Source organism: Mesorhizobium sp. M7D.F.Ca.US.005.01.1.1 (assembly GCF_003952545.1).
Taxonomy (GTDB): Bacteria; Pseudomonadota; Alphaproteobacteria; order Rhizobiales; family Rhizobiaceae; genus Mesorhizobium; species Mesorhizobium loti.
The window spans coordinates 2004320-2030695 of sequence record NZ_CP034453.1; the positions used below are offsets into that span (position 1 = coordinate 2004320).

The window sequence follows — 26376 nt, forward strand, 5'->3', positions numbered from 1 at the left end:
TGGTAGCCATCAAGGAATACCCGGCGGGTGGAACCTCCTCCCTCTGCTCTCCGGGGTGACCAGCCAGCACCTCCTCCCGCTGGCTCGTAACAGGAAAAGGCCGGCACCTCCTCCCGCCGGCCTTTTTCTTTGTCTGGCGCCCTGCTCTTGCCTTGTGCCCTCTTTTTGCCAGGCAAATGCCGCGCCGATGTGGGGAAGTGACCTTTGCTTTCCAAAAGCCTTGAATTAGAATCCATAAGCCCGTAAGGACGCATCGCCGAACGACAGAGCGGTCGGGATGAGTTTCTGTTTCGATCCCGCTCAGGCAAACGTGCCGTTGTAGCTCAGATGGTTAGAGCGCCGGATTGTGGATCCGGAGGTCGCTGGTTCGATCCCAGCCAACGGTACCACCGGCTTCTCCGTTAAGTCATTGATTTTGCTAGATAATCTTATGAATTGTGCCCGTGTGCTTGCACCGATCTGGTCATTTGTGCTACCTATTGTGCTACCTATTGTGCTACAAATGGCTGCGCTGGACCATGGGAAGACGCCGCGAAGAGCAAGAACCGGACCGCTTCCTGCGGTTGAGAGGCAGTCACTTTCATTATTATCGACGCGTCCCAAAGGAGCTCAGGGACGTTGATGCGCGTGGCGAGCATGTGCGGCGCTCCTTGGACACGACCGACCGGTTAAAGGCGCGCACCGCCCGTGACCTCCATGAGGCTGCCGATAACGCGTTATGGTCCTCTCTCATGCTTGGCGAAAACCCAGAAGCTGCGCGCATTCGTTACCAGCGCGCTATCAAGCGCGCCGAGGCGTTAGGGTTCGTCTATCGGCCGCTCGCCGACATCCTCGTTGCCGAGCCGCTGGATACCATCCTACAGCGGGCCGAGGCCACGATCGGAGAGCCTGCCAGCTCTCCCGTGGTTGACGCTGTCACTGGCACTGTCTCCCGTCCTGACGACAAAATTTCGGAAGCGCTGAAGCTCTATTTCGACGAGATCGTCCGCGACGAACTCCGCACCAAAAGTGCTGATCAGAAGAAACGATGGAAGGCAAAACGCCAAATGAGCGTCGATGTCTTCATCACACTTGTCGGCGACAAGCCAATGGGGGAGATCACGCGCGACGACGCGCGTGCGGTGCATAAATATTGGTTGGATCGAATCGCGCCCGAGAAGGGGAGGCCAGACCGTTCGGCATCGACCGGCAACCGAAATATGGGCAACCTGCGAACCCTCTACGGCGACTACTATCGTCATCTCGGTTCACCCGAACAGAAGAATCCGTTCGCCGATCTCTCATTCAGCGACAAGTCGAAACGCCGTCGCCCACCATTCCCGACCGACTGGATTCGCGACAGGATCTTCGCGCCCGGCGCGCTTGCGGCACTCAACGATGATGCGCGAGGCATTGTGCTAGCCTTCGCGGAAACGGGGGCTCGCCCGAGTGAGCTTGCGAACTTGCACGACGGCGTCATACACCTCGACCACGAGGTGCCTCACATCTCGGTGCAGCCGCGCGAGGATCCTGAGGACCCACGCGAAATCAAGACAGCCTCATCCGTGCGTAAGATACCGCTCGTTGGCGTGGCGCTTGAGGTGTTCAAGCGGCACCCTAATGGCTTTCCGAGGTACAAGGATCGCGAGGCGTCGCTATCCGCCCTGCTTAACAAGCACTTCGAGAACCACAAATTGTTCCCGACCGACAAGCACACCGTTTATTCGCTGCGCCATTCTTTCGAAGACCGCATGAAGAACGGTAGACTGGATGAGGAGCTAAGGCGGATGCTAATGGGCCACACCATCGACCGTCCGAAATACGGCGAGGGCGGCGACATGAAGATGTGGCAGGAAGAACTTATGAAGATCGTGTTGCCCTTTGATCCCTCAATCGTGTAACGCGCTGATGGACTCCAGCGAGGCGCCCCTCCTTCGCTTGGTAGTCGTTCAGAGCGCGCTCAAGATGGTCGTATAGTGGTAGCCACGTTTCGCCTTGGTTGCCGCGCGCCACGATGATCTCGGCCACGCGGTCGAGCGCTCGCTCGATCCGCTGCACGGTGATTGGCTGAAGCGCGGGCGAATATCGCCTCACTGCTTCGCCTTTTTGCAAGGCCATGAATGAAGCATGCCCTATACGTAGGCGGCCTTTCCTGGTGCAGTGAAGACCTGCGTTCGGCTCGGGGTGTAAACGGCGGCTGCGGCGCGCGAATGGGAAAGGCTCTGCCCATCGGGGGTTGGTAGCGGGAGACCGCTACATCGCTAGACCCACTATTGAAGGGGCATTCTTTTGCTATCGGAGGCACGCCGCTTAGTAGAAGCTCTCCAATTCTGAGGGCAGAGGTTGACTGCTGCCCTCCGAAGGCAGAGGTCACAGGTTCGAACCGTCGGATGCGCCAACAATTTCATTGGCTTAGGGTACTTTGTCGCCAAGAGGATCGGGCGTCCCACATACGCGTCTCACATAAGCGTCTGAAACGCGGCGGCCGACCGTTTCGGCGACCGGGCACGGAAAGGTTCACACCATTGGCATTTGATTGGTAAGCAGCTAAGTTTGCGTCGTGGTACGCGACACAGGAGGGGCGTCGCGTGACTTGACATTACCGGTCAAATCACCCATGTAACGGGTCGACACGGCCGGCGCCCCTGCAATGCAAGCGTCGGCCTTTTTATTTTCATGCCATACAACAAGCCTTATTTGACGATTCCGCAGCAGCGCGCGCTACTGGAATCGAGGGGCATGGAAATTGCCGACGCGCCAAAAGCTGACGAGTATTTACAGCGGATCGGGTACTACCGCCTCAGCGCCTATTGGTATCCGTTTCGGAAAGTGGTCCAGCAGCAAGACGGTTCCTTCGCACTCGGAAACGAGTTTAAGCCCGGCACTCAATTCAAACACGCAACCGACTTATACGCCTTTGACAAAGGGCTCCGCCTCTTGGTTCTCGATGCAATCGAACGCATTGAAATATCGGTTCGGACTGAAGTGGCATTATCGATCGGCAGGCATGACCCTCGCGCTCACCGAAACCCAGCCTTGCTTGATAAGAGATTCACGACCGCCAAAAATCCGGCTTTCGCTGACTCCATGCATGCGGGATGGTTGAAAAAACTGGATGACCGGTCGGCAAGCTCAAAAGAGGAATTTGCCGATCATTTCAGAGCCAAATACCCCGGCGAAAATATGCCCGTTTGGATCGCCGTCGAGTTGCTGGACTTCGGACCACTATCTTACTTTCTATCAGGGATGCGGTATTCAGACATTCAGATGGTTTCGGCAAGCTATGGCGGGCTGCGCCCGCATCTCATCAAATCGTGGACACGGTCACTCAGCGTGATACGAAACGTGTGCGCCCATCATTCCCGACTTTGGAACAAGCCCCTCGTCGACCAACCAGCGCTGCCTAGCCAGGGAGAAATCCCTGAGCTGGACCATTTGCTGCAGATGGCTGGAGCTAATCGCAGGCTTTATGCGGCATTGGCAATAATGAGGGTGTTACTCAAAGGTATTAACCCGCGAACCAACTGGGCGGATCGCCTGAGAGTACATATGGCGACATTCCCTGTGGCGCCAAATATCAAGATCGGTCACGCGGGCTTCCCCGCGAACTGGACCGATTTGCCGCTATGGAACTAGGGTTTGTGCCCGCCCGAGTGACAGCCTAGGGATCACATATTGAGCAGGCTCGCATGTCGGCGCGACCGAGTTGGGCAGCTCTTGCGGATGCAGATTCTCGGTCAAACGGGCCGTGCCAGCGGCCGTTCCTATCTCCCGTTCCAGCTTGTGTGCCTTCACCGCCGTTGCAAAATCCACAATCGGCTCGATGGATCCGGCCACGATCGTTGGCCCAGTTCTCATAGATATAGTAATTCATTTTGGCGCGTCCCTGCCGCTGCTATTGCCCACCTACCGAGTCCATGAAGGTGAACATCTCTCCGCACGCCTTCGGATGGCCTTTGCTCGCCGAGTCCTTGTCGAACTGGCGAAATCCGTCAGTCATGTACCTACGGGCTAGGACTTCCGTCGATGTGGGGCAGTCCTTTTTCAGCAGACTGAGGGTCTTCCTGATCGCATTCGACTCCGGAAAGTTGCAGATCAGGGAAGCCCGCATGAACAATCCGTACATCTTCCAAAGGTTCGGGCACTCGCCTTTAGGCGTGCCGGCGAGGCATTGCGTCGAGGCTAAACAAAGCACCAGGACATATTTCAGCATAGGCTCTCGCACGGAATACCGTCTTTGTCGCGGTCGAGCTTGCCGCCCCAAGAACAGTTCTGCAGATACCAGTTGGCTTCCTCGCACGAGCCGATCTGTTTGCACGTTCGCCGGGGCTCGCACGAATAGCCGCTCTGCGTGAAGAGCCGCCGGCTGATGATCCCTAACGGTTTGCTGGCAGCCGGCTTCGCGCCGTCCGCATGCCCCGCGCGCCATTCCCAGGGTGCCTGAAACGTCCCGGCCCACAGACCGACCTTTGCCGCCTCGGCCTTTGCGTGCTGCTCTGCGTACGCGCCGTGGCTGTAGCGCGGCCAATCGAGCGCCTGGCCGTGCTCGACCATCCACGCAGCAACGCTGGTGCCGTCGGCGCGCCGGCAGTCGCCGACAAAGCGGCCGTAGCGATCCCAGTCGACGAAGTCGCATGTGACCGGCCTCGAGGCGGCCAGGAACCCGTCGAGTGCCGCCGCGGCCTTTGCCCCGCACTGATATCGAAAGCCCTTGGCGTCGTCGCACTGCTGCGCTGTCTCTGGAGCATCGATGCCACTGAAGCGGATGCGCTGTCCGTGGATCTCGATCGTGTCGCCGTCGATGACGGAGGCCACGCCGGCAATAGCTTCCGGCGATCGTCCAATCCAGTGCGACACGTTCAGGTCAGGTGCGCTTTCACTGTGCTGCACGACGAACTGCGTCACATAGGCGGCCGTCGCCGCCACTGTCACGAAGACAAGCCGCTTCGGAATGCCCGCCAGCAGACGCGCACGTCGCCGCTGCGCGCCTCGCCGCTTGCGCCATTGATCAGACTGGTTGTCGTATCGGTATTTGTCCACGCCCCTCGCTCCCCGAGCGAAGAATGCGGCTGTTTCCGCCTAGAGTCCAGAAAAGCGCGCACAGGCCAAGTCAGCGAAACCCTGGCGCCGTCGCCGACCACGGATTTATAGGCGGCAACGGGCTCAGGAGCTGAATATTCGCTTGCGCTAATATAAAAGTGACGTAACGTCATCCCCCTGCATCTTGGGGATGCGCAACCGTGGGGAAATACGATGAGAGTGGCTATATTTTGCACGGCAATCGTGATCGCTGCGACTGGCGTCGCTGTTGCCAAGGAGAAGAAGGTGGTGGTCAGTAATGCCGCGGCCCTTTGCTCTACCAAGCATTCGGCCAAGAAGCCGGTGCCAGAGCTGGACTGCAGCTTGACCGGAACCGCCAAATTGCCGGATGGCGCAACGCCGGAAAAGCCGCGCCTCGGATACGACACCAATCCGTGGATCCCAACTGGCCTTTAGATCCTGGGTTGACCTATCGCGCGCATCGAAGTGGGGGCGACACCGCGAAGGGCGGCCCCAGCGTCCACACGGGGTGCCTCTACGCGTCCATTTCCAGCCATGGCGCCTGCCATGGGGTCCGAGATCCGATAGCTTTGTCATGACCGATCGAACTTCCAATTCGTCTAAAATGTTCCGGAACTATTTTAGCACATGCTGATTGAATCGCGGTTTTGCGAGTGTGTGCATGCGTTTGAAGTTCATCGAGCCACTAATGCCGACCCTGGTGGAGAAGCCTCCCGAGGGCGACGACTGGATTCATGAAGTGAAGTTCGACGGATATCGGTCGCAACTCATCATCGATGAGGACGGCACGCGCATCTTCACGCGCCGCGGCCTCGACTGGACGTCGAAATATCGCGACCTGGTGAAAGAGGCAGCGAGCCTCGGGGGCGAGAGCGCGATCGTCGACGGCGAGATCATCGTCCTGAACGAAGCCGGCCTGTCCGATTTCGGCGAGCTGCGAAAGGCGATCACCCGCCGGCAGCATGACCTCTATTTCGTCGCCTTCGATCTTCTCCATCTCAACGGACACGATCTGCGCGACATGGCGCTGGAAGAGCGGCGCGAGATCCTGGCCAGCATAATCGAGCCCGGCGGTCGCATCCAGTTCAGCGAGCCTCTGCCGGGCGAAGCGAAGGCTATCTATCACCTACTCGACCAGGCTGGGCTTGAGGGCATGGTCTCGAAACGGGGCGACAGCAAATACCGGAGCGGCCCGTCTACCAACTGGCTGAAGGCAAAATGCTACTCGATCGATGAATTCGAGCTGCTTGGTGTCGAGCGTGAGGCGGGCAAGCCGGCCTTCGCCCTGATGGCGGATCGTGCAACGGGTCGCTATGTCGGGTCGGCTTTCATCAATTCACGCGGGGCGATCCGGGACCGGCTTTGGAAGCGTGTCCAGGAGCACGCCGGGCCACCGCCAAAGGGCATGAAGCGGCCGGCGACGCAGTGGGTGAAGCCAGGCATCATCGGCCGCGTGAAGCACCGAGGCGAGGAGGATCTGCGTCATGCTTCGCTACAGGATTTTCGCGAAGAAGAGTGAAGATGCGACGCGCCAGCATGCCGATACTTGCCTGCAAGGATTCACGCTCGCCGCCCGTCCCATTTCAGCACAGGATTGCTGGCATTGCTCTTGCACCGGACTGACTACTGGGTGAACCCGGTCCTGATCGCGTTCCTGATCAGGAAGTAGGCTCGCCGGGCTTCGAGGGCGTTGGGGTCTTCGCCCGGCGAGTTTGCCAACTTACGGTTTTGAATCGGCAAACCGCACAAAGTCTCCGGCACTGCCGTGATTGAGCGGCGGGTTTTCTGGAACCGAAACAGCCGTTCCGAGTTTCCTAGCTCACCAATCAGACTCCATAAGGGCCGACTAATGTTCAATGACAAAGAGACTCGACTTCTGGAAGCAGGACTGTTCCTCGCTGTGCCACTCTCGATCCTCGTTGCGACGGTGATGGTTAGCATCACGTTCGGTTGGTTTGGATGAGCACACGCGGGACTGATTTTTTGTACAAATGGATAGTAGCCAACGTTCCCGAAACGTTGAGTGCGGACATCATCTCGGTTGCCGAGTTTGACGCAGAAGCTGTTCGCGGACGCGAAGGCGATAGGCATCAACAGTGCCGAGATCGCGGAAGACACAGGTAGTGTGTATGAGGCTGTCCTCGATGCCATCGTGCATCACGACTCGGGCTTGCCGCAATGAGCGCTCGTGGCCTGAAGTTTCTCCACACTTGGAGGCCGAGCAACTGCCGATTGTGGCGCGGGGAGATCCAATCGCCGCCAGCGACTTGGCGGACCAGTTGATGACGGCGGCTGAGAAGGCCGGTATCCGCGCCGATGAAATCAATGGCGAGGTCGCTAGCGTCTTCGAAGTGATCTTCGAGGCAATGCGTCGTAGTAAGAGAAGCGGTTGACTCATTCGCGGACGCGACTTCGTCTGGTCGACGATCCCTGCCATGGAAGTTTACCGGCCGGCGCGTGAGGAAGGGAAGCGGGCTGCACTGAGAGTGATTCCGGGCAGGAGCGCAGGAAAGTGCGCGGCCGCTGGTCCCGCCTCAGCCATGGCGCGGAGGCCTGAGAACTGCAATGCGATATGCCGAGCTGCCGCTGATGGCGGGGAACGCCCCGCCATCAGACTAAAAGTTGCGACTATTTCGAGCCGCCGAGGGCCTTCAATTTTTCGCAGAACTGGGCGTGAGGCTTGCTCATCGCCGCGTCGTTGCATTCCTTCATCATCATGGCTTGGTCGCCTTTGGCCATGCCCGCCCAGACCTTCTTCATGTCGGCGTCAGACTTCATCGTCTTCATGCTCGCGTCCGTGAAGAACGGCGCCATCATCTTCGGCTCATCGAGAGCCCCGGCTATCGCTGCACCAGCCAAGATAGATGCTGCAAGTGCTCCTAAGCAGACGGTTCTGATGTTCATGGAAATTGTCTCTTCCCTGGTTGTTGGCAGCCTGTGTTGTGGCTGCACACTCACTATGATCTCCAAACAAGAAATTAGATGCTGCTTAGATAAGCGACTTCTTCACGATTGGGTGATGGGCGCGGAAGCGCTAGGGCTGTGAAGCCGTTTATATCGCCCATAGCGAGCACTACCGACAGATCCTTGCCCTGCATGAGGTTGCGGTTGAAAGCCCTTCGCGACGTTACCGGGAAGGAAGTCGATCTCATCTAGTAGCACACCACGTGGTCGCGGCCTCCAACAGGCCGGTAAGCCTTTTGGCTCAATTGCGAGAGCACTTATTTAGCATAAAGTGCAGAGCGCGGGGCCACACATCACATCCCAACATGCCCACCCGCACGGCCGCCGGTACGAGGGCCTAGACCCAAAGGGGCTACCCGTGCCGGCCTGTTCCCACGGATGGCCTGCGCCTAGCGCGAGGGACGAACCTTAAGACATTTTGGCTCGGTTCATTGGCGGCAGGGGTTCCAACGCCTCAGCAAGTCCCGCTAATCCCTAGGGGCGCCCCGTCGCTGCCGTGAATGGGGCGGCGGGGTTTATATTATTGCCGGGTTCCCAAGTCTGCACGCTCGATGAGATCGAGACGCCCAGAAGAAGCTCGGTTACATTCCACTGCTTTCGCTCGTGTTTCGAATGGGACCATCATCGTGCTGCCATCGACAATGGCGACGGCCAGGAAGGGAAGCCCCGCCACCGGGGGCGAATAGACAAGGTACCTGGGACTGTTCATTAGCTATTGCTAACATCGCGACTGAGGAAGATCAATCTACTTCGCGGCGTTGTCCGAAAGGTGTGAACGGTACCAAACCGGCTGCATATTGGATTTGACTAATATAACGGAACGTCCAAGGGACAAGAACGGAACCAAAGCGGTTACGTCAGACCTTCGAAAGCAACGCACAAGACTTTAGTCCTGCCGTATTATAGTTAATATCCGAAAGCGGCACGCGAATCCCTACGGCTGGATCGGACTGACAATTGCGCGACTGCTCACGCAACCGTAGCTTAGGCAGCGCGGGGGCTTTTCCCGCTAAAGCGGCCGGTGTGGTCCGCTGCCCCTAGGCGGGGGGCTCCCCACTGCACCGGCCATTCCTCTACGGCTGGATAGCGCCAGCCGAGCCAAACTTGAGATGCATCTAATATTCCGATAGCTTCATTGTCGCGGGATGGCTGGCGAGGCACTCCATGAAGAATTACCGCGTGGAAGAAATGGACGGGGCGTCCATTCTTTCGACGTGCGACGCCCAAGGGCGAACCCCGTTCGAGGCGGCGGAGAAAGCCCGGGGACATAGGGTTACCCTGCGAGGCTCTTGCGCCAAATGGATACGGGTCACCGATCTTGTCGTGATGCTGCCAACCCAGCTTCGCCCTCGCTATTTTGAATTCAGACTTAGGGATGCAGCTACGGCTGGGTAGCGCCTAGAGGCGGCTTGGCGGCCAAAGCATCCACCAGCAACGCAGCCGGTGCGTCCAGCCCCTCAATTGCCTTGTGTAAGGCCGCCGTGACGGCTGCTAGGTGATCTTGTGGCTTGCCGTTGTCGTTGGCGAGATCATCTGGAACTGGCGGCTTCATGGGCTGAGTATGGGCCTAATCTAGCATTCTGGCTACTTCGCACGATCCATTCCACCAGGTTAGGATCGACCGCCTCAATTTTTTGTCTGATCCTTTCATCGCCGGGAGCAGCCTTGCGATGAGCCGCCGCTAGTTGAAGCACCCTGATGAAGCGCGTTTCGATCTATGCGGCCGTCCGCGCTTCATTTTGAATGATCTCGGCAAATCCCTGGCGCCACGAGGGATGGCGCGGCGACCATCCGAGTTCGCGCTTGGCCTTGGCGTTCGATCCCGCCCGCGATTCCGTCATCATGACGACGACGTGCTCTCCCGCCGCCAGTCGGCCAAGCCAAGCCGGCACACGGAACGGCGGCTTTGCGCCGAGCATCGTGGCGAGTTCGGGGAGCCAGTCATGCACCGGCGCAGGATCGTCGTCGACGATATTGTAGATGCCGTCGCCACGCTCGACCGCGACCGCCGTCGCTTCCGCGGCATCTGCGATATGCAGGAAGGACCACCAAGCCGTGCCGCCACCAATCAGCGGCGTGCGGCGCTTGCGGATCTGTTCGATCATGGGCGGATCGAAGACGCCGGTGTCGGGGCCATAAAACCCGCCATAACGTAACGCGACGCCAGTGATCCCCGGCGTAGTCGTCACGGCGTGCTCAAGATTGCGGATGGCGTCGAGCGTGCCACGATGCTCTTGCGGCGGATTGTCGTCGAGCGGATCGTCCTCGGTTTTCACATATCCGCCGACCCGAGCATAAGGCCACCCGCAGAAGCTTTGCGCGACCATCCGCTTCACGCCGCAGTCGCGCGCGGCCGCGAGCAGATGGTCGGTTCCGGTGGTCCGCAGTTGGTTGCTGTTTGCGAAAGCGCGGTCGAATTGGCGCAGGTCCGACGCGCCTTTCAAATCCGTCAGTTGATGCACGATCACATCCGGGCGTGCGGCGACGACCGCAGCGTGAATGGCCTTCTGATTGAGCGCATCGGCAACGACTGGTTCGGCACCGAGGTCTCGCAAGAGACCGGTCTTGGCTGGCGTTCGCGTCAGTCCGACCACGTTGTGCCCGCCGCTGACCAAACGTGGAACCAAATGGCGTCCAACGGCGCCCGTCGCGCCTGCAACAAAAATGCGCATGGTTCACCTCCACGGCTTGATAACCTACTTCATAGTAGGTTAATACTGGTGCCAACGAAGTCAAGTCCACGCGACCAATCGCGCCTCACGCATCTTTATGAAAATGCCCATGCATGGGAGCATTTAGCGGTGAAATCCGATCGATCCGATCATCCTGCATTTGCTGAAACACTGAAACGGCGGGTCCTCCAGGGCCCGGGCGAGACGGATCCGGCATTGCGCCAGCGTGTCGCAGCAAGAGCGGCAGGCGGCCCACCGATAGAAGCGCCATACGACAATCTCGCCCGTCAGATCGGCGAGGCGGCATCCGGCACGACGGACGCACAGGTGGCGAATGTCCTGGCGGCCGTCCGAAGCGAGAAGGCCGCCTTCGAGCTGATCGCGGCCGCTGCGACCGGAGCAGCCCTACTGCGCTGGGAGCGCGCGATCAAAGCTCTGGAGGAGGCCGGTCATGCGTCTACCTGAAATCGATCGGGGTGACACCATCACCAACCGCCTGCTTATCGGCTTCATTTCGATGGTTTCAGGGATGCGGTTGCCGGATGCCGCTCGCGTGGCGTTCTACCACAAGGAGTTCTTCAGCACGCCAATGGGCTCATGGACGCACGCGGCCATGCGCGGTCCGAGCCCATGGAGCGTCGCAGAGCGCGAGCTGATGGCCGCCATGGTCGCGAAATGGAATGCGAGCGCCTTTTGCATTGGCGCCCACGGCGCCGTAGCGGCGAAGACGATGAAACGCCCATCGGTCGATGCCGTGCTCGCCGATTTCCGCTCCGCGCCGATTTCCCCGGCTCTCAAGGCAACGCTGGCGTTCCTCGAGATCATGACGCTTCGGCCCATGGAGTTGTCGGCGGAACACGCAGCGGCAGCCCTTCGATCAGGGGTGACGGAATATGCTCTGCAGGACGCGATCGCCGTGGCTACGGTCTTCAACATCATCGCGCGCTACGCCGACGCGCTCGATTTCGCCATGCCTTCGGCGGAAGAATTCGATCGTGCCGCCACCATGCTGCTCAAGCGTGGCTATGCCGCATAGAGCCGCCAACGAAAGAGGTGACCCATGAGAGATCTTGCACTTCAGATCGCTGGCGCGTTGGCGATCGTCGTCGCCATCGTGCACGGCGCAATCGCCGAATTGCGGGTGTTTCCGGAGGTCCACATCGAGTCACGCCGAAACCAGCGCCTGTTCCGCATAGTCTGGCAGGCAAGCACCATCGACTGGATCTGCATCGGTATGCTGCTAATCGCGGCGCCAGCCCTGGGATCCGAGACCGCCCGGCGCTGGATCATCGCGGCGGCCGTCGTAGCCTACGGCTATGCAGCCATCGGCAACGCTGTCGCCAGCCGTGGCAGGCATATCGGCTGGTGCCTGATGGGCCTGGTCGTCTGGCTCTCGCTGATTGGCCTGTAGAAGGGAACGAACATGAAACCGCCTGAGCTTGTCGAAGCCTGGGTCGAAGCATTCAATAAGCGCTATATCCTAGCGCTCACTGCTTCTTATAGTGATAGCGCTTCTGACTTTCTAGAGGAGAGGCGATACGAGCCAGGTTCTGGGACGCTTTCGCGGTTGTGGAGATGGTCTGCATTCCCGAAAATACGTGAAGACGGCAAACTAACCTTTCTCCGGCTACATGGATTGCCGCTGCCGGCACAGTGAGCGGACATGATGCAATTGCTCACGCGCGCCCTCAAGGCGACGATCCTCGGCCTCATCGTCTTTTTGCAATTTCGCCTCCTGCCGGCCGGCGCCCTGGCCGGAACGTTGCTCAAGCGCGGCTATGGCTCTTGACCAGCCCTCGATCGCTTGGCGATCGCTTGCTGGGCTCACGAGTTCGGTTTGGCGATCCAGCCGACATAGGTGAGCCAGAGTCCGAGAAGCGAAAAGGCTCCGAAACCGAGACGAACCAACGCAATCGCATCCATCGAGGCGGTGGCACCCTGGGTGATCAATTGTGGCATGGCCAACAGAGTGAGACCGCGAAGCGCGAGAAACCAGCCCAGCAGGGAAATTGCAATCGCGGACGGGCTTCGCCAGTGTTGGTGAAAACCAATGATGATCAGTCCCCAGAGCAGTAACAACGCTCCAAGCATCCACGGCCAAATCGGATGTTCGGCGAAGTCCGCGAGCATCTCTTTCAGTTCAGGGGCGCGAACCGCAATCGTGGCGGGAACAATGAAAAAGAATGGGCCAAGGACCCGCGCGAACGCGCGCGTTCTCGCTTGAGCTTCCGAGGTGATGCCCATGACACCCTCCTTTCAACGGACCTCCTGGTCCGACCGTGAATCTGGCGCGGCCGATGGCCCGTCTACCGAGCCCATTTTGGCCTGCGTCGCGACGCGACCTGTCCCGACTCCTTCAATTCCAACGAGCCGATCCCTGACCACGACAACGCCACGCCCAACTCGATCATATGCGTGATGGAAACCTCGGGATGGCCAAGCCACCACTCCGCAAGGGCATGGAGCCCTCGTTTCAGAAACTCGGCTGCAACTTCGATATCTTGCGGTGTTTGCCCACGCAGCAGTGGGGTCAGGAATTTCGCAATCCCGGCGGAAGCTCCCTTCTGGACGGCCCGCGAAGCTTCCAACGATTCATGTGCCCCGTAGGGCACGAGCAGCAGGACTTTGATGGCATCAGGGTTGTCCTTCACGAAGCTGAAAAAGCCCGCAATCGCTGTCCGAAACCTATGTTCGTCATCTTCCGGCAGAAGCGCTGCTTCGGAGCCTTGCGCCAACAACTGTTCCCGAACCGTTTCCAGCACCGCGCCGAACATGTGCTGCTTGGAGGGGAAGTGATCGTACAGAACCGGCTTGGAGATGCCTGATGCAACCGCAATCGCATCCATCGACGCGCCTTCATATCCTGATCGGGCAAACTCAGCCAAAGCCGCAGCCAGAATAAGGGTCCGCCGCTCCGGCCCGCGTAGCCGTTTCTTTACGCTTGATTTCATCCTCGAGTATTAACCTACTTTATAGTAGGTTTCAAATGAGACTTTTGAAATGGTCGATATTTTGTGGTTAGCGGTTGCAAGACGGTCCTGCGATCACGAACCGTTGCTAGGAAATTATCTGCCGCGCGAGTACGCCGCCCTTCTCGATCGGCGCGCTTCGGAGCCTGGTTCTTAGCGGACGACCGCTTACTGCCGAGGCTATGTGAAAACTCGGCTGCGGTTGAAGCTCAGAGTGTTTGTGACGGGGTCTTCAGTTGGTACCGTTGACCCACGGATGCCGGTACTGATCATAAACGGCCTGTGTTGGCGCGGGGAAGCCTGGATCGGCAAACGAACCAACGCCGACTGCAATTAGGTCCGGCTTGCGCTGAGGCTCCCAAAAAACGGTCGAGCCGCAGTCAGGACAAAAGTGAAATCTTACCGGAAAGCCGCTATCGGACTGGCGCGAATAGCACTTGCTCGGGCCCTCTACTCGAACACCCTGCCGGTAAAAAAAAGCTGCAACACCGTAGGTGCTGCCGGTCCGCTTCTGACAAGCAAGGCAGTGACACAATGATACTTTTCTAGGCTCGCCAGCGCAGGTCACACGGAGGCTTCCGCAAGCACAGGTCGCCAGTCTCGCCACGCACGTCATAGAAGCGCTGGCGATAACTTGTCACCCTCCCAACCCAGGAGGAACGCCACATGGTTTCTGAGCCACGCACTTGGCAGGTTCTCCGATCCCCACTCGTCTACCTTGGTCGCGTATTCTCCCATTAACCAGATATGTCGGATGGCAACGAAGATCGGCACCGCTGCTTCGCCTGCCGGAGATAAGGATCGCACCGATCTATAGCCTTCGTCGAAGGCATGCCACATGGCATGCCTTCGCCGCCCGAAGGACACTTGCGCCCATAGGTGGACGCCTAGATCGTAGGCCAGGTAGCCATAACCGCCATCATCGAAATCGAAGAGTATTGCTTGCCCAGTCAATGGCCCCGATGTGGCGATGCGAGCGTTCAATCCATGACAGTCGCCATGGACGATGGCGGCCGTGTAACCCGTTCACCACTATTCGAAATGCATCGACTGGCCGCGCATCATTGCCAGGGTCAGTGCGATTGCAGGATTTGCCGGCGGCTTCTCCATAAGCAGGGAGCCGTCGAAATCGCGCCACGCCGCCATGCGCAATTCGTCACCGTCGTCGGCGGCTGCAGGGTCGAAAACGTGGGCATCATAGGGATCCCTGCCAATTTCAATCGTCCAGTCCTTGAGCGCCTTGCGAGCCATTTCTTCGACCTGGGCAAGGTCGCTGGTGAAGAAGGGAATACGGTCACCATCTTCCGAAAGCGGCTCCACCCGATCCAGTGTCGGCCGCTCCGGCACCCAACCAAGAACGAAGGCAATATCGAAATCGATCTGGCGGTCCGGGCCTGCAGTAACCTCCAGCCGTTTGACGACGTCCGGGTAGAGCTGCCTGCGCGCCGGCCACGTGTCCGGAAGCCCCTCGGCTTGCAATCTCGTTCGGGGAACGTCGATCAGTTCCATGATCTGATGGCGCGGAACTTTGTCCTCCGGCCAGCCCGCACAACATGCAATTGTCGCAGCCTCGTCGGCTTCCATCCAGACCGAAGCAGCCTGGTCCTCGTCCTCGGTTGGCTGGTCGTCTTCCGGAAAGCCTTTGATGTCCCACCCTTCCAACGCGAACAAACCTTCCGCGCCTTGCAAAGCGGTAATGCCGGCCCGCGCGAAGACTGCTTCGGCTGCTGCGACACCGCGTGCCAGTTCCTCGGGCGTTGCACCTTCAATGTTCAAGCGAAGTTCCATGGTTCGCCTCCTGTAGCAATCATCCCGACAGTGAACAAAATAAGAACATTGCTGTCAATAGACTCTTGACAACGGCGAAATAGCCACGTTTTTTCAAATAGATGGCACACTGGCCGACGGTCGATGATCTGTGCTCAGTTCCCAAAGGCAACTGCATTCATGGCCGATGCTACACGCGGACCACCGCGGACGGGGACAGTCGGTCCCGCGTCCCGTCCTGCGGCCGGCGCTATGCTGACGCTCCTACGGGTGTCCTGTTAACCGGCCGCGGCGGGGGCGAATTTCCTCCGTCCCACGCGCGACAATGTCCGCAATTCCGGACGCGCATAGGACTGCGGTTTATGCGCCGTTTCTCCTCTGGGCGCCGGCAGTCGCCGACGCGACGTCCAACGCGGCATCGTGGCCTCGTGCTGTCGGCAAACGACGCTATCGGTGTCACGAGGCGGTCGCGCCAACGTTTCTTCCGCAACGCCACCTCACCATGCCATTGACTCTTTATTAGGAAGAGAACAAATGAGGAACATACCATCAGCTTTTCGCGTTCAGGGGACAGATGAGTGCATCGGCGCCAAACGCGGCCATTTCCGATCTCCGAACTCGCATTGCGCGTCTCGAAGGCGGCAATGTGCGCGAACGAACGGTGCTCCCCTTCGGCATCGCGCCGATCGACAGCCACCTGCCGGGGGGCGGTTTGGCGCTTGGTGCTCTCCATGAAGTTGCCGGCGGCGGCAATGGTGCAATCGATGGCGCTGCCGCGTCGCTTTTTGCGGCCGGCATTGCAGCCAGGACGCAAGGCAAGGTGCTGTGGTGCGTGACGCGTCAGGACCTGTTTGCGCCGGCAATCGCCCAGATCGGACTTCACCCCGACCGGGTGATCTATGTCGAAGCCGGTGACGACAAATCACTGCTCGCCTGCTTCGAGGAAGGTCTGCGGCACGTCGGGCTTGGGGCTGTGGTCGCTGAGGTTGCCCGTCTGTCGATGACGGCCTCGCGCCGTTTGCAGCTTGCATCGGAAGGCTCCGGCGCGATGGGCATCGCCATCCGCCGCTGGCGCCGCCAGACCGAAGCTGCCGATTTTGGGCAGCCGACGGCGTCCGTCACGCGCTGGCGCGTTTCTGTCTTGCCGTCGCGACCGCTGCCTGTGCCGGGCGTCGGCCGGGCACGATGGCAACTGGAACTGATCCGATCTCGTGGAGGCGAAACGCTCGATATCGAAGTGGAGGCTTGTGATGCCAAGGGTCGTCTCGCTCTTCCTTCCAAGCTGGTCGACAGACCGTCTCAGAAGGAAATTGGGCGACGTCTCGCCGCCACCGGATAAGCCGATGGTGCTGGTTGGACGGCAGGGCAACCGTCGCCTGGTGGTTGCCGCGGATCGCGCAGCGCTGGAAGCAGGGCTGCGCGTCGGAATGCCTGCGACGAAGGCGCAGGCTCTGGTTCAGGGGCTGGTGGTTATGAACGCGGAGCCCGATGCCGACGCGGAGGCATTGGAGCGGCTGGCCCTGTGGGCATTGCGGCGGTACGCGCCGATGGTCGCTGTGGATCCTCCGGACGGATTGGTCATGGACACCATGGGCGCCGATCACCTTCATGGCGGCGAACAGATGATGCTGACCGATATGGTCGAACGTCTCAGCCAGGTCGGCTTCTCGGCGCGGGCAGCGATGGCCGATAGCTGGGGCGCCGCACACGCTGTCGCGCGATACGTCAACCGGACCGTCAGCCTGGTCACCGTCAACGCAACCTGCGAAGCGATCCTCCCTCTGCCCATCGCGGCACTGCGATTGCCCGATGCGATCGTCGGCGGTCTGCGTGTTTTGGGTTTCGACAGGGTAGGCGAGCTTTTGAAGCAGCCGCGCGCGCCACTGACCCTGCGCTTCGGCCCGGAATTGTGTCGCCGTCTCGACCAGGCTGCTGGCCGCCTCTCAGAGCCGATAGAGCCAGTGCGGCCAGCCGAAATGGTCGAGGTCAAACGTGCCTTTGGCGAGCCAATCGGTGCGGCCGAGACAATCGCACGCTGTGTCGGCAAGCTTGTTCAAGCGCTGAGTATCGAGCTCGAGACCAAAGGCCTCGGCGCCCGGCGGCTCGATCTGCTGCTCTACCGCGTCGATAATCGCATCGAAGCCATTCGCGTCGGCACGGCCTTGCCGGTCCGCGATGTGAAACGGCTGACACGACTGCTCTGCGACAAGATCGAGACGGTCGATCCGGGCTTCGGCATCGAGTTGATACGTTTGTCCGCGCCCCTGGCTGAACCGCTGACACCTAGGCAGACCATTTCGTCACTCATCGAGCAACGAGATACTGACATTTCCGACCTGATCGACATACTCGGCAATCGCGTCGGCGAGGAGATGCTCTATCGGTTTACGCCGGTGGCAAGCGACGTGCCCGAGCGATCGTTTCGGCGGGTGGCCCCCGCGTCTGCGGAAACCGGCGACGCATGGCCAGACCATTGGCCGCGCCCCGCTCGTTTGTTTGCCGTGCCTGAGCTCATCGAGGCGATAGCGCTGCTGCCGGATCATCCGCCGGCGAGCTTTACCTGGAGAGGCATCCGTCGGCGAGTCAAGCGCGCCGACGGGCCCGAGCGGGTCTTTGGGGAGTGGTGGAAGCGCGACGCCGAGCTTGCCGCCGTGCGCGACTATTTCCAGGTCGAGGACGAAGCCGGCGAGCGCTTTTGGATCTATCGCGCCGGTGACGGCGAGGATGCCGGGGCCGGTTCGCATCGCTGGTTCCTGCACGGCATCTTCGGATGAATGCGTCTTACGTCGAACTGCAATGCACCTCGCACTTTTCCTTCTTGCGCGGCGCCAGCTCCTGCGACGAATTGTTCGCGCAAGCAGCCATCATGGACATGCCGGCACTTGCCATTTGCGATCGCAACAGCCTGGCGGGCATTGTGCGCGCGCATGAGGCGGCCAAGGCGACCGGTGTCAGGCTGATCGTCGGCTGCCGTCTCGATCTGGTGGACGAGATTTCGGTCCTGGTCTATCCGACCGAGCGCGCATCCTACTCCCGGCTATGTCGCATGCTGTCGTTGGGCAAGGGACGTGGCGGCAAGGCGAAGTGCGTGCTGCATTGGGACGACCTTGTTGCTTATGGCGAGGACCTCGTTGCGGTGTTCCTGCCCGACCAGGCCGACGATACATGCTCGCTCTGGCTGCGGCGGATCCGCGAGGCCTTTGACGGTCGCGCCTATATGGCGCTGACGCTGCGCCGCCGTCCTAATGATGCGCTGCGGCTGCACGATCTGTCCAACCTCGCCGGACAGGCCGGCGTGCCGACCGTCGTTACCAACGACGTGCTGTTCCACGAACCGTCACGGCGCATCCTGCAGGACGTCATCACCTGCATCCGGCACAATGTCACCATCGACGATGCCGGGTTTCGGCGCGAGCGGCATGCCGACCGCTATCTGAAACCTCCCGCTGAAATGGCACGGCTTTTTGGCGGCTATCCCGAAGCGATCGCCAGGACGGTCGAGATCGCCGATCGCTGCCGGTTCTCATTGGACGAGCTTGCCTATCAATATCCCGAAGAGCGGATGCTACCGGGGCTGACACCGCAGCAGGCCTTGGAGAAACTCACCTGGGAAGGCGCGACGGAGCGGTTTCCCGAGGGCGTGCCGGACAAGGTTGTCGGCACGCTCAAGCATGAATTGCAGCTCATCGAGAAGCTGCAATACGCGCCGTATTTTCTGACGGTCAATGCGATCGTTCGCTTTGCCCGCAGTCAGGACATCCTCTGTCAGGGCAGGGGATCAGCCGCCAACAGCGCCGTCTGCTATGTGCTGGGCATCACCTCGATCGACCCCGACCGCAATGATCTCCTGTTCGAGCGCTTTGTCTCGGAAGAACGCCGCGAACCGCCCGACATCGATGTCGACTTCGAACACGAGCGGCGTGAAATCGTCATGCAATGGGTGTTCGACGCCTATGGCCGTGAACATGCAGCACTTTGCTCGACCGTCATCCGCTATCGTTCCAAGGGCGCCATGCGCGATGTCGGCAAGGCCCTTGGCCTTCCCGAAGACCTCATCAAGATGCTGTCGTCACAGGTCTGGGGCTGGTCGGACGAAGGCGTCCAGCCGAAACATGCCGAGGAGCTGAATCTCAATCTCGAAGACCGCCGCCTGCGGCTGGCGTTGGACTTGGCCAGGCAGCTGATCGGCGCGCCGCGGCATTTGTCGCAGCATCCCGGTGGCTTCGTACTGACCCGCGACAGGCTCGACGATCTGGTGCCGATCGAGCCGGCCGCAATGAAGAACCGCCAGGTCATCGAATGGGACAAGGATGATATCGATGCGTTGAAGTTCATGAAGGTCGACGTACTGGCGCTGGGCATGCTGTCCTGCATGAAGCGCGGCTTCGATCTCCTGTCACAACACAAGGGCATCAGTCTCGATCTCGCAACGATCCCTGCCGAGGATCCGCGCACCTACGCCATGATCCGCAAGGCCGATACGCTGGGCACCTTCCAGATCGAATCCCGCGCCCAGATGTCGATGCTGCCGCGCATCAAGCCGCGGACCTTCTATGATCTGGTCATCGAGGTGGCGATCGTACGGCCCGGCCCGATCCAGGGTGATATGGTGCATCCCTATCTGCGCCGGCGGGAAGGCAAGGAGGACGTCGTCTATCCCAAGCCCGAGCTCGAAAAGGTGCTCGGAAAAACGCTAGGCGTCCCGCTGTTCCAGGAGCAGGCTATGCGGGTCGCGATTGAATGCGCTGGCTTTACGCCTGGCGAAGCCGATCAGCTTCGCCGCGCCATGGCCACGTTCAAGCACACTGGCGGTGTTTCCAGCTTTGGCGCCAAGCTGATCGGCGGCATGGTCAAGAACGGCTATGAGCGCGAATTCGCCGAAAAGACCTTCAAACAGCTGGAGGGCTTCGGCAGCTACGGCTTTCCCGAGAGCCATGCAGCCAGCTTCGCGCTGATCGCCTACGCCTCGTCCTGGCTGAAATGCCATCATCCCGATGTCTTCTGCGCGGCTCTCCTCAATGCTCAGCCAATGGGCTTCTACGCACCGGCGCAGATCGTTCGCGATGCCCGCGACCATGGCGTCGAGGTGCGGGCGGTATGTGTGAATGCGTCGCGCTGGGACTGCACGCTCGAGCCCACCGAGAACGAGGGCCGGTTCGCCGTGCGTCTTGGGCTGCGCATGGTGCGTGGCCTTGCCAATGCCGATGCTGCGACCATCGTCACGGCACGTGCCGACCTGCCCTTTGCGTCGGTAGATGACCTCTGGCATCGCGCTGGTGTTCCCGCGGCATCTCTGGTCGAACTCGCCCAGGCCGACGCCTTTCAACCCTCATTGTCGCTGGCGAGGCGAGAGGCGCTGTGGGCGATCAAGGCGCTGCGCGACGAGCCGCTGCCACTGTTTGCGGCGGCCTCGGCTCGCGCGCGCCACACGGTGCCGGAAATCCACGAGTCAGCCGTGGCATTGCGCGCCATGACATCAGGCGGCGAGGTCGTCGAGGACTACGGGCATGTCGGGCTGACCTTGCGCGATCATCCTGTGTCCTTCCTGCGTGCCGACCTGCGGCGCAAGCGCATCGTCTCTTGCCGCGAGGCCATGCAGGCGCGCGATGGCCAGTGGCTGGAGGCAGCCGGGCTTGTGCTGGTTCGACAACGTCCCGGCTCAGCCAAGGGCGTGATGTTCATCACGCTTGAGGACGAGACCGGCATCGCCAACCTGGTCGTGTGGGTGAAGGTCTTCGAGAAGTATCGCAGGGTCGTGCTCGGCGCCGGCATGATTGGTGTTTACGGGCGCATCCAAAGAGAGGGCGACGTGGTTCATCTCGTCGCCCATCGGCTGAGTGATCTCTCAGCCGATCTTGCCAGCGTTGGCGACCGGGACACTGCCTTCCCGCTGCCGCATGGGCGGGGCGACGAATTCCATCATGGCAGCCCCACGCCCGATCCACGCGGCATGCCGAAGGGGCCGAGGCCGAGGAATATCATTGATCCCTATCTGCACATCGATCAGATCAAGGTGAAGACGCGGGATTTTAAATAGGGGGCAATGCTGGGCAGCCGGCACAGTCCGCCGGTAACATCAAAATTTATTTGCGGCGCCTCGGCGTGCTGATATTATTCGGCCTTCGTAGCTTTCGAGGAGGAAAGGCTATGTTCTATCCCGGTCAGTGCTTGGGGCCGTGCGAGATTGACGTGCTCGCCCGCGTGTGTCGAACGGTATGCCAGGAACGAGGTCTATCGCTTCAATCCATCGAGGCCGAGCGCACCGCCGCGCACCTGCTCAAGTTGTTTATGAACGGCTTGACGGGCGAGGAGGAATTGCTGGATGCCGAGAGGAACCGCGCGGTGCGCATATCCTATTCTACCGCACCTCTCGCGTGCACTGCTGCAGGCCAATTGGCCGGCGCAGCAGCCTCTTAGGGTCTCCTCTTCAGCCGGCGGCCGACAGGAACGCACTGCCATGCCGCGGGATTGGAAATAGGAAGCTCAATCGGTGCTTCTGTCATTTCAGAGAAAGGCCTTGAACGCCGCTGCGAGAGCGGCTGGATTTTCTTCGGCGACATGGTGCCCACTCTTGATTCCAGAGCCGCCCACGTTGTCGGCCCAGGGCTTCCAGATTGCGACCGGATCGCCATAGATCTGCTCCAGGTCGTCGTCGAGTGACCAAAGGCATAGCATCGGACAGCGCACCTTCCGGCCGGCCTCTCGATCCTCACGGTCATGGCGATGGTCGATCCTGATACCTGCACGGTAGTCTTCGACCATCCCATGGACTACCGCGGGATCGTGGATCAGCGAAACCAACTCGTCATAGGCTTCGCGTCCCATCTCATCGGGCCGCAAGGCGCTGTACCATGCCATTGGGTCTGCCAGGATGGCCCGTTCCGGCTTCTCAGGCTGGGCGAAGAAGAACCAGTGGTACCAATCGCGCGCAAATTTCCAGTCGGCACGCTCCAGATGCTCGATAACTGGCAATCCATCCACGGTGATCAGTTTTCGCACCAGATCGGGATGGTCCATCGCCATTCTGAAAGCCACCAGACTGCCACGATCATGCCCGGCGACGAAGAAACTGTGGTGGCCCAATCTTTCCATCACCTCCACCAGCGCCGAGGCCTTTGCCCGCTTGGACGAGAACCTGCTCTCCGGATCGTCCCGCGGTATGTAGGAGCGCCCGAAGCCGGGGAGGTCGGGGCACACGATCCTGAAATCTGCTGAGAGCAAGTCCGCGACGTGGCCCCACGTCATGTGCGAGCGAGGATGGCCATGGATCAGAAGCAGAGGCGGCCCAGATCCGCCATGCCGAAGCCGTATCGGTCCGCCCTCCGTTTCCACCATTTCAAGCACGAAGTTTTCGAACATCTATCCGTCCTCAGAATTGGCGGCTGTCCCCGTGAAGAACGTTCTGAGGATGGAATGGTTCGGGACGTTCGGGACGGGCCAATCGCCACTGCAGGCACGTCGGCTTCCGGCTGGCTTCACGAAGAGCCCCTTTTGGAGGCGCGAATGGCTACAAGACGGATCTAACGGAGCAGGCCCTCGTCGTCGAAAGCGTCCCAGCCCTTCAACTTGGGCCGGGGGGCGTCATCTCTGGGGTCATTCCCGGCACCGCGACCCTTGCCGCTACCTTTTCCCGCTCGCGTCAGTGCGGCCTTACCGGCGCCGCGCCGTCTGTTCTCGGTGACTTGCTGCACATCCTCTTCGCGCCAAAGGCTTGGCAGATCACGATCAAGAACGTCTTCGATGTGCTTGGGATCGAAAACGTGGAAGGTGACGGCCTTGGATCGACCGCGCATCTTCACGGTGCGGGTGCCAATGCTTTGCAGCCGTCCGTCTTTGAGCCACTTGTGACGCTCGCGCGAAGAAATTGTGAGGATGTCCTCGGCCTCGCGCGGCAGGACCGGCAGCACCTCGATGGTTTCCAGCGTCTTGGCGATCTTGTTTGAGGCGGCCTCGAACTCTTCGGCATCGTCTTCGCCCATCCGCAATGTCATGCGACCGGTTTCGGCTTTGGCGTACTTCCTCACAGCCCATGGCAGACGGGCACGTATTTCACGCTCGATTCCTTTCGTGCGCACCGACGACCCAAGTGTCGCTGCTGGCGGCAGTGGCCACTCGGCAACCAGGGGCAACGAAGCGCTCATGTCTTGGCGAGAGCTGCGATTTCAAGGGGTAACAATTGCCGCAGCGATGCCATTGAGGATCTCCCGGGTTCGCGCAAAACGCACCAGCTAGTCGCTTCCTTCTCTTACGGTTTCGACCGCCAACGACCCAGCCGGCAGGGCCTTCAACAGCTCTGCCTCGGGTTTGGTGAGATGGATCCACGCCGCCCAATCCTGCGGGCGGAGCACCACAATCTGCCGATTGTGGATGGGTGCCACGTCTGGGCCAGGTTCCGTCGTCAGCATCGCGAATGTGGGTGGCTTGTTGCCTTCGCCATCGCGCCACAGGCCGGCGATTGCCATAAACGGGGTGCCGTTGAGGGTGAAGCGATGCTTCGCCTTTGGTGACTTCTTTCCGGTGAATTCGAAGAAAGCCGATGCCGGAATAAGGCAGCGCTTGCTGTTGGCGAAATTCCGACCCTCGGAGCGGAAGTTGAAGACCGGCCCGCCTTTGGGCCCGGACGGCGGAAAGGCAAAGGTCATGCGCGTGAGCTCGATCGTGCCGCCGGCGGCGCGCAAGATCGGCGCGGGCTCACTGATGCGGATGTCATCTGCCTGCGGCAAATCCAGTTCGGTTTGATGGGTGGGAATGTCGAGCGCCAGCGATTGCATCATGCGACAATATTCAGCCCAGGCGATATGCTGCTCATAGTCATTGCACATAGCTGCCCCACGCGTTCGGTCAGTTGCGGAGTTATGCAAAATAGCGCGGCTTGCCCGCAACGCCACCGGCTACAAATTTTTGCTATGCCCCGAAATCCTGGGCGACCCGCTCAAGCACCTTGCGCGGTTTGTCGGTGATGACATCTCCATGGCTTACAATGATGCGCTCAAGGTCGGGCTCATCAGACCATTTGCGGAAAGCCGCGCCCAGCGCCTTGCCGTCCTTGACAAAGAACCACCTGCCAACACGCGGCATGCTGGGCCGGTCAACGCCAAAGCCAAGCACACGCGCCATGATGTGGGCACCAATCCCATGGGGGTGGCGGACATTGGCTAGGATGTCGTTGACAACAAGGGTTGTACTGCCGTCGCGGCGCACGAGCAGCGCCGCTTCCTTTTCGGCCACACCCGGCACCGTCTCCATGCGAACGGAAGGATCATCGAAGATATTCGCAGTTGAATCGACTTTGACAACTTTCTCCACGGCTTCCCGCGCCCCCGGCGGGCAGACAATTTTCGCTCGGGGATAGCGAAGCTTCCAAGGCTTGATGTCGAGCCGATGGCCAGGGCCTGGCACGATGAGAAAGGCTGGATCGCCGAGCGCTTCAATCTCCTGCATTTCCGGTTCGGCAAGGGGGATGCAGCTCCAGATCGCGGTGCGGTCTCCCGTCAAGCCGATGACCGTCATTCGTCGCGGAAAATGGCCAAGCGGCATCTGGATTTCGCCGCTGACCGTCAAGAGACCGTCAGCAACCGTTTCCAAACGGCCGTGCGGCTCAACTTGCCATGTCTCATGGAACCTCGGCATGCAACATCCACGCTTGGTTTGCATCGATAATTGCTGCGTGGGAATTTCGTTCCGTGCGGAAAGAGCTGATGGAGAGAGGGCCTGCCGGTCGTTGCCGGATACCATGCCACCCATGGCATCGCGAAGCTCATAATGCCTTCGGAAGTCTGGCAGGTCGTCTTTTCCCTCATCGGCGCGATCACCGTCGGCGTCACGGCATTTCTCCGGGTAGCGGGCATGGCCGGCGCCAGCCTGCCCCTGCCGGGCCCGAGCTTAAAACCCCGCGCGAGCGAGGCGGATTGAACGGACCGACGAAGGCTCGGCCTCCTCATCACCGAAGAGGTTGGAACAGTCGGATTGGGTGCCAATGATCGAGCTATGGGGCAATCCGGCGCGTCCTCGTTTGCGCTCTTAGCCTTCGCTCGGGACGATGCTGCAAGGCAAGGTCTATCACCCGTTCACAGGACGGCAGCGCGACCGGTCGCCGCGTCGCTGGAGGTGCGCGGGATCCGATGCCTGGATGTGTAGGCGATGCCAGTGAAGCTCGTAGCGATGCGCTGGCGGCGCGTTGGACGCCGACGTCTCCGATGCCAATCCGTCCAAGAGCGCTCCAAACGGCCTCTTCAATGGGCTGATCTGCCCGAAGGACAGCTGAAGCCTCGACCGCCTAAGCCGCAACGACGCGTCTCGACTTTCTTCCCCTGCCGGCTCCCACCCCACGCGGCAAGCGCATGGGGACCCCGAGCGCCGCCATTCCTCGCGAGACAAGAAAGTCGTTCTTGCGCCGTCCTCCGCGTTGCTCCGGTCGCAAGCGATGCGTCGTCAGTCGCCTCCGGCCAAGTGATCGCCATCGAGGCCGCATGGTGCGGGCTCGGGAACAGAAAATGGAGACTTACAATGGCTACCATCGGCACCTTCAAGAAGTCCGCCTCGAACGAGTTCACCGGTGAAATCGTCACTCTCAGCGTCCAGGCCAAGACCGTGCGCATCGTCCCAGACACCCGCGCCACCGGCGAGAACGCTCCCAGCCACCGGGTGCTGGTCGGTCGCGCCGAGATCGGCGCCGCCTGGTCGAAGACCTCCAACGAAGGCCGTGACTATCTGGGTCTCAAGCTTGACGATCCGAGCTTCAACGCCCCGATCTACGCCAACCTTTTCGACGACGAGGAAGGTGAGGGTATCTCACTCATCTGGTCCCGTCCGACCGCCAGGCGAAGCGATTGAGCGAACCCGCAAGGTCCCGGCCCGAAAGGCCGGGGCCTTATTCGACGGACGGCCGGTCCATCCCACTCAAGCCGAGGCGATGCCGAAACCGCATCGCCTGATGCTGATCAACCATCCTCCGCCGGAACTGT

26 protein-coding genes, 1 tRNA gene and 3 pseudogenes are annotated in these 26376 nt (G+C 60.3%); 17 read left to right on the forward strand and 13 right to left on the reverse strand.

Features of this window, described 5'->3' with window-relative positions; all coding sequences use genetic code 11:
• Positions 1-312: 312 nt before the first annotated feature.
• The 3 genes from EJ076_RS09500 to EJ076_RS09510 all read left to right on the forward strand — a co-directional run bounded on the left by EJ076_RS09500 (position 313) and on the right by EJ076_RS09510 (position 3615).
• Positions 313-389 (forward strand) — tRNA-His (locus EJ076_RS09500).
• 129 nt (positions 390-518) lie between these two features.
• Entirely contained in the window at positions 519-1880 is a 1362-nt protein-coding gene (locus EJ076_RS09505) for a DUF6538 domain-containing protein (protein ID WP_109670214.1), read from the forward strand.
• Between the two features lie 838 nt (positions 1881-2718).
• Positions 2719-3615 carry an Abi family protein gene (locus EJ076_RS09510; RefSeq protein ID WP_245462982.1) on the forward strand — a complete coding sequence of 299 codons (897 nt, stop codon included), beginning with the start codon at positions 2719-2721 and terminating at the stop codon, positions 3613-3615.
• A 259-nt stretch (positions 3616-3874) separates the two neighbouring features.
• On the opposite strand, the gene EJ076_RS09515 is transcribed toward EJ076_RS09510, so the two are convergent.
• Positions 3875-4192: a hypothetical protein gene (locus EJ076_RS09515; protein ID WP_109670211.1), complete on the reverse strand. Its 318-nt coding sequence runs from the start codon at positions 4190-4192 to the stop codon at positions 3875-3877.
• Positions 4186-5019 carry a thermonuclease family protein gene (locus tag EJ076_RS09520; RefSeq protein WP_206438774.1) on the reverse strand — a complete coding sequence of 278 codons (834 nt, stop codon included), beginning with the start codon at positions 5017-5019 and terminating at the stop codon, positions 4186-4188. Before EJ076_RS09520 ends, EJ076_RS09515 begins: the two co-directional genes overlap by 7 nt.
• Before the next feature lie 243 nt (positions 5020-5262).
• Between EJ076_RS09520 and EJ076_RS09525 the strand changes: the two genes are divergently transcribed.
• The 4 genes and pseudogenes from EJ076_RS09525 to EJ076_RS09540 all read left to right on the forward strand — a co-directional run bounded on the left by EJ076_RS09525 (position 5263) and on the right by EJ076_RS09540 (position 7433).
• A complete protein-coding gene (locus EJ076_RS09525) occupies positions 5263-5475 on the forward strand; it encodes a hypothetical protein (RefSeq protein WP_206438775.1) in 213 nt (70 codons plus the stop codon).
• Positions 5476-5701: 226 nt separating this feature from the next.
• Positions 5702-6559, forward strand: coding sequence for an ATP-dependent DNA ligase (locus EJ076_RS09530; RefSeq protein WP_109672621.1), 858 nt, complete (start codon positions 5702-5704; stop codon positions 6557-6559).
• Between the two features lie 440 nt (positions 6560-6999).
• A pseudogene (locus tag EJ076_RS09535) lies at positions 7000-7222 on the forward strand (hypothetical protein).
• 28 nt (positions 7223-7250) lie between these two features.
• A complete protein-coding gene (locus EJ076_RS09540; protein ID WP_164548588.1) occupies positions 7251-7433 on the forward strand; it encodes a DUF768 domain-containing protein in 183 nt (60 codons plus the stop codon).
• A gap of 235 nt (positions 7434-7668) precedes the next feature.
• Here the strand turns inward: EJ076_RS09540 and EJ076_RS09545 are convergent, their stop codons facing one another.
• Positions 7669-7944, reverse strand: a complete 276-nt coding sequence (locus EJ076_RS09545) for a hypothetical protein (protein ID WP_109672617.1) — start codon at positions 7942-7944, stop codon at positions 7669-7671.
• A 1775-nt stretch (positions 7945-9719) separates the two neighbouring features.
• Positions 9720-10676, reverse strand: coding sequence for an NAD(P)-dependent oxidoreductase (locus EJ076_RS09550; protein ID WP_109672614.1), 957 nt, complete (start codon positions 10674-10676; stop codon positions 9720-9722).
• A 48-nt stretch (positions 10677-10724) separates the two neighbouring features.
• On the opposite strand from EJ076_RS09550, the gene EJ076_RS09555 reads away from it, so the two are divergent.
• From EJ076_RS09555 to EJ076_RS36005, 4 genes are all read left to right on the forward strand, one after another.
• Positions 10725-11141, forward strand: a complete 417-nt coding sequence (locus EJ076_RS09555) for a hypothetical protein (protein WP_206438776.1) — start codon at positions 10725-10727, stop codon at positions 11139-11141.
• Entirely contained in the window at positions 11128-11712 is a 585-nt protein-coding gene (locus EJ076_RS09560; RefSeq protein WP_206438777.1) for a hypothetical protein, read from the forward strand. Before EJ076_RS09555 ends, EJ076_RS09560 begins: the two co-directional genes overlap by 14 nt.
• Before the next feature lie 24 nt (positions 11713-11736).
• On the forward strand, positions 11737-12087 hold the full coding sequence (locus EJ076_RS09565; protein WP_109672610.1) for a hypothetical protein: 351 nt from the start codon (positions 11737-11739) through the stop codon (positions 12085-12087).
• 252 nt (positions 12088-12339) lie between these two features.
• Positions 12340-12465 (forward strand): hypothetical protein, encoded by a 126-nt coding sequence (locus EJ076_RS36005; RefSeq protein ID WP_281038174.1) that lies wholly within the window; start codon positions 12340-12342, stop codon positions 12463-12465.
• A 35-nt stretch (positions 12466-12500) separates the two neighbouring features.
• Here the strand turns inward: EJ076_RS36005 and EJ076_RS09570 are convergent, their stop codons facing one another.
• The 5 genes and pseudogenes from EJ076_RS09570 to EJ076_RS09590 all read right to left on the reverse strand — a co-directional run bounded on the left by EJ076_RS09570 (position 12501) and on the right by EJ076_RS09590 (position 15433).
• Positions 12501-12920, reverse strand: coding sequence for a hypothetical protein (locus tag EJ076_RS09570; RefSeq protein WP_109672607.1), 420 nt, complete (start codon positions 12918-12920; stop codon positions 12501-12503).
• Between the two features lie 62 nt (positions 12921-12982).
• The gene (locus EJ076_RS09575) at positions 12983-13627 is read right to left on the reverse strand and encodes a TetR/AcrR family transcriptional regulator (RefSeq protein ID WP_109672605.1); all 645 of its coding nucleotides are present in this window, start codon (positions 13625-13627) and stop codon (positions 12983-12985) included.
• Positions 13628-13877: 250 nt separating this feature from the next.
• Positions 13878-14261, reverse strand: a complete 384-nt coding sequence (locus EJ076_RS09580) for a GFA family protein (RefSeq protein ID WP_109672603.1) — start codon at positions 14259-14261, stop codon at positions 13878-13880.
• A pseudogene (locus EJ076_RS09585) lies at positions 14258-14647 on the reverse strand (phosphotransferase); the annotation flags it as partial. The gene EJ076_RS09580 and the pseudogene EJ076_RS09585, both read right to left, overlap by 4 nt.
• A gap of 30 nt (positions 14648-14677) precedes the next feature.
• Positions 14678-15433, reverse strand: coding sequence for a hypothetical protein (locus EJ076_RS09590; RefSeq protein WP_109672599.1), 756 nt, complete (start codon positions 15431-15433; stop codon positions 14678-14680).
• Between the two features lie 553 nt (positions 15434-15986).
• On the opposite strand from EJ076_RS09590, the gene EJ076_RS09595 reads away from it, so the two are divergent.
• The 4 genes from EJ076_RS09595 (at position 15987) to EJ076_RS09610 (ending at position 21829) form a co-directional block, all read left to right on the forward strand.
• Positions 15987-16751 (forward strand): ImuA family protein, encoded by a 765-nt coding sequence (locus EJ076_RS09595; protein WP_109672597.1) that lies wholly within the window; start codon positions 15987-15989, stop codon positions 16749-16751.
• Entirely contained in the window at positions 16663-18186 is a 1524-nt protein-coding gene (locus tag EJ076_RS09600) for a DUF6504 family protein (RefSeq protein WP_109672595.1), read from the forward strand. The genes EJ076_RS09595 and EJ076_RS09600 overlap by 89 nt, the downstream gene beginning before the upstream one ends.
• The gene (locus EJ076_RS09605) at positions 18183-21449 is read left to right on the forward strand and encodes an error-prone DNA polymerase (RefSeq protein WP_109672593.1); all 3267 of its coding nucleotides are present in this window, start codon (positions 18183-18185) and stop codon (positions 21447-21449) included. Before EJ076_RS09600 ends, EJ076_RS09605 begins: the two co-directional genes overlap by 4 nt.
• 110 nt (positions 21450-21559) lie before the next feature.
• Positions 21560-21829, forward strand: coding sequence for a hypothetical protein (locus EJ076_RS09610; protein WP_109672590.1), 270 nt, complete (start codon positions 21560-21562; stop codon positions 21827-21829).
• Positions 21830-21916: 87 nt separating this feature from the next.
• Here EJ076_RS09610 and EJ076_RS09615 read toward each other — a convergent pair whose 3' ends face one another.
• The 4 genes from EJ076_RS09615 to EJ076_RS09630 form a co-directional block, all read right to left on the reverse strand.
• Complete coding sequence (locus EJ076_RS09615; protein WP_109672588.1) at positions 21917-22771, reverse strand: alpha/beta hydrolase; 855 nt, start codon at positions 22769-22771, stop codon at positions 21917-21919.
• A 161-nt stretch (positions 22772-22932) separates the two neighbouring features.
• Entirely contained in the window at positions 22933-23553 is a 621-nt protein-coding gene (locus tag EJ076_RS09620; protein ID WP_164548589.1) for a hypothetical protein, read from the reverse strand.
• Between the two features lie 87 nt (positions 23554-23640).
• On the reverse strand, positions 23641-24234 hold the full coding sequence (locus EJ076_RS09625) for an SOS response-associated peptidase family protein (protein ID WP_109672586.1): 594 nt from the start codon (positions 24232-24234) through the stop codon (positions 23641-23643).
• Between the two features lie 82 nt (positions 24235-24316).
• Positions 24317-25156, reverse strand: a complete 840-nt coding sequence (locus EJ076_RS09630; RefSeq protein ID WP_126067719.1) for a hypothetical protein — start codon at positions 25154-25156, stop codon at positions 24317-24319.
• Here EJ076_RS09630 and EJ076_RS09635 point away from each other — a divergent pair.
• Both EJ076_RS09635 and EJ076_RS09645 read left to right on the forward strand, forming a co-directional pair.
• Positions 25130-25324, forward strand: a pseudogene (locus EJ076_RS09635) (hypothetical protein); the annotation flags it as partial. The gene EJ076_RS09630 and the pseudogene EJ076_RS09635 sit on opposite strands and share 27 nt — an antisense overlap.
• A 594-nt stretch (positions 25325-25918) precedes the next feature.
• The gene (locus tag EJ076_RS09645; RefSeq protein ID WP_126067721.1) at positions 25919-26245 is read left to right on the forward strand and encodes a DUF736 domain-containing protein; all 327 of its coding nucleotides are present in this window, start codon (positions 25919-25921) and stop codon (positions 26243-26245) included.
• The last annotated feature ends 131 nt before the right edge of the window (positions 26246-26376 follow it).

What these genes read in the sequence shown, in the direction of transcription:
- EJ076_RS09505 (WP_109670214.1), top strand. Translation starts at nt 519, where the DNA reads ATGGGAAGACGCCGCGAAGAGCAAGAACCGGACCGCTTCCTGCGGTTG.
- EJ076_RS09510 (WP_245462982.1), top strand. Translation starts at nt 2,719, where the DNA reads ATGGAAATTGCCGACGCGCCAAAAGCTGACGAGTATTTACAGCGGATC.
- EJ076_RS09515 (WP_109670211.1), bottom strand. Translation starts at nt 4,192, where the DNA reads ATGCTGAAATATGTCCTGGTGCTTTGTTTAGCCTCGACGCAATGCCTC.
- EJ076_RS09530 (WP_109672621.1), top strand. Translation starts at nt 5,702, where the DNA reads ATGCGTTTGAAGTTCATCGAGCCACTAATGCCGACCCTGGTGGAGAAG.
- EJ076_RS09545 (WP_109672617.1), bottom strand. Translation starts at nt 7,944, where the DNA reads ATGAACATCAGAACCGTCTGCTTAGGAGCACTTGCAGCATCTATCTTG.
- EJ076_RS09550 (WP_109672614.1), bottom strand. Translation starts at nt 10,676, where the DNA reads ATGCGCATTTTTGTTGCAGGCGCGACGGGCGCCGTTGGACGCCATTTG.
- EJ076_RS09560 (WP_206438777.1), top strand. Translation starts at nt 11,128, where the DNA reads ATGCGTCTACCTGAAATCGATCGGGGTGACACCATCACCAACCGCCTG.
- EJ076_RS09565 (WP_109672610.1), top strand. Translation starts at nt 11,737, where the DNA reads ATGAGAGATCTTGCACTTCAGATCGCTGGCGCGTTGGCGATCGTCGTC.
- EJ076_RS36005 (WP_281038174.1), top strand. Translation starts at nt 12,340, where the DNA reads ATGATGCAATTGCTCACGCGCGCCCTCAAGGCGACGATCCTCGGCCTC.
- EJ076_RS09570 (WP_109672607.1), bottom strand. Translation starts at nt 12,920, where the DNA reads ATGGGCATCACCTCGGAAGCTCAAGCGAGAACGCGCGCGTTCGCGCGG.
- EJ076_RS09575 (WP_109672605.1), bottom strand. Translation starts at nt 13,627, where the DNA reads ATGAAATCAAGCGTAAAGAAACGGCTACGCGGGCCGGAGCGGCGGACC.
- EJ076_RS09580 (WP_109672603.1), bottom strand. Translation starts at nt 14,261, where the DNA reads ATGACGTGCGTGGCGAGACTGGCGACCTGTGCTTGCGGAAGCCTCCGT.
- EJ076_RS09590 (WP_109672599.1), bottom strand. Translation starts at nt 15,433, where the DNA reads ATGGAACTTCGCTTGAACATTGAAGGTGCAACGCCCGAGGAACTGGCA.
- EJ076_RS09595 (WP_109672597.1), top strand. Translation starts at nt 15,987, where the DNA reads ATGAGTGCATCGGCGCCAAACGCGGCCATTTCCGATCTCCGAACTCGC.
- EJ076_RS09600 (WP_109672595.1), top strand. Translation starts at nt 16,663, where the DNA reads ATGCCAAGGGTCGTCTCGCTCTTCCTTCCAAGCTGGTCGACAGACCGT.
- EJ076_RS09605 (WP_109672593.1), top strand. Translation starts at nt 18,183, where the DNA reads ATGAATGCGTCTTACGTCGAACTGCAATGCACCTCGCACTTTTCCTTC.
- EJ076_RS09610 (WP_109672590.1), top strand. Translation starts at nt 21,560, where the DNA reads ATGTTCTATCCCGGTCAGTGCTTGGGGCCGTGCGAGATTGACGTGCTC.
- EJ076_RS09615 (WP_109672588.1), bottom strand. Translation starts at nt 22,771, where the DNA reads ATGTTCGAAAACTTCGTGCTTGAAATGGTGGAAACGGAGGGCGGACCG.
- EJ076_RS09620 (WP_164548589.1), bottom strand. Translation starts at nt 23,553, where the DNA reads ATGAGCGCTTCGTTGCCCCTGGTTGCCGAGTGGCCACTGCCGCCAGCA.
- EJ076_RS09625 (WP_109672586.1), bottom strand. Translation starts at nt 24,234, where the DNA reads ATGTGCAATGACTATGAGCAGCATATCGCCTGGGCTGAATATTGTCGC.
- EJ076_RS09630 (WP_126067719.1), bottom strand. Translation starts at nt 25,156, where the DNA reads ATGGGTGGCATGGTATCCGGCAACGACCGGCAGGCCCTCTCTCCATCA.
- EJ076_RS09645 (WP_126067721.1), top strand. Translation starts at nt 25,919, where the DNA reads ATGGCTACCATCGGCACCTTCAAGAAGTCCGCCTCGAACGAGTTCACC.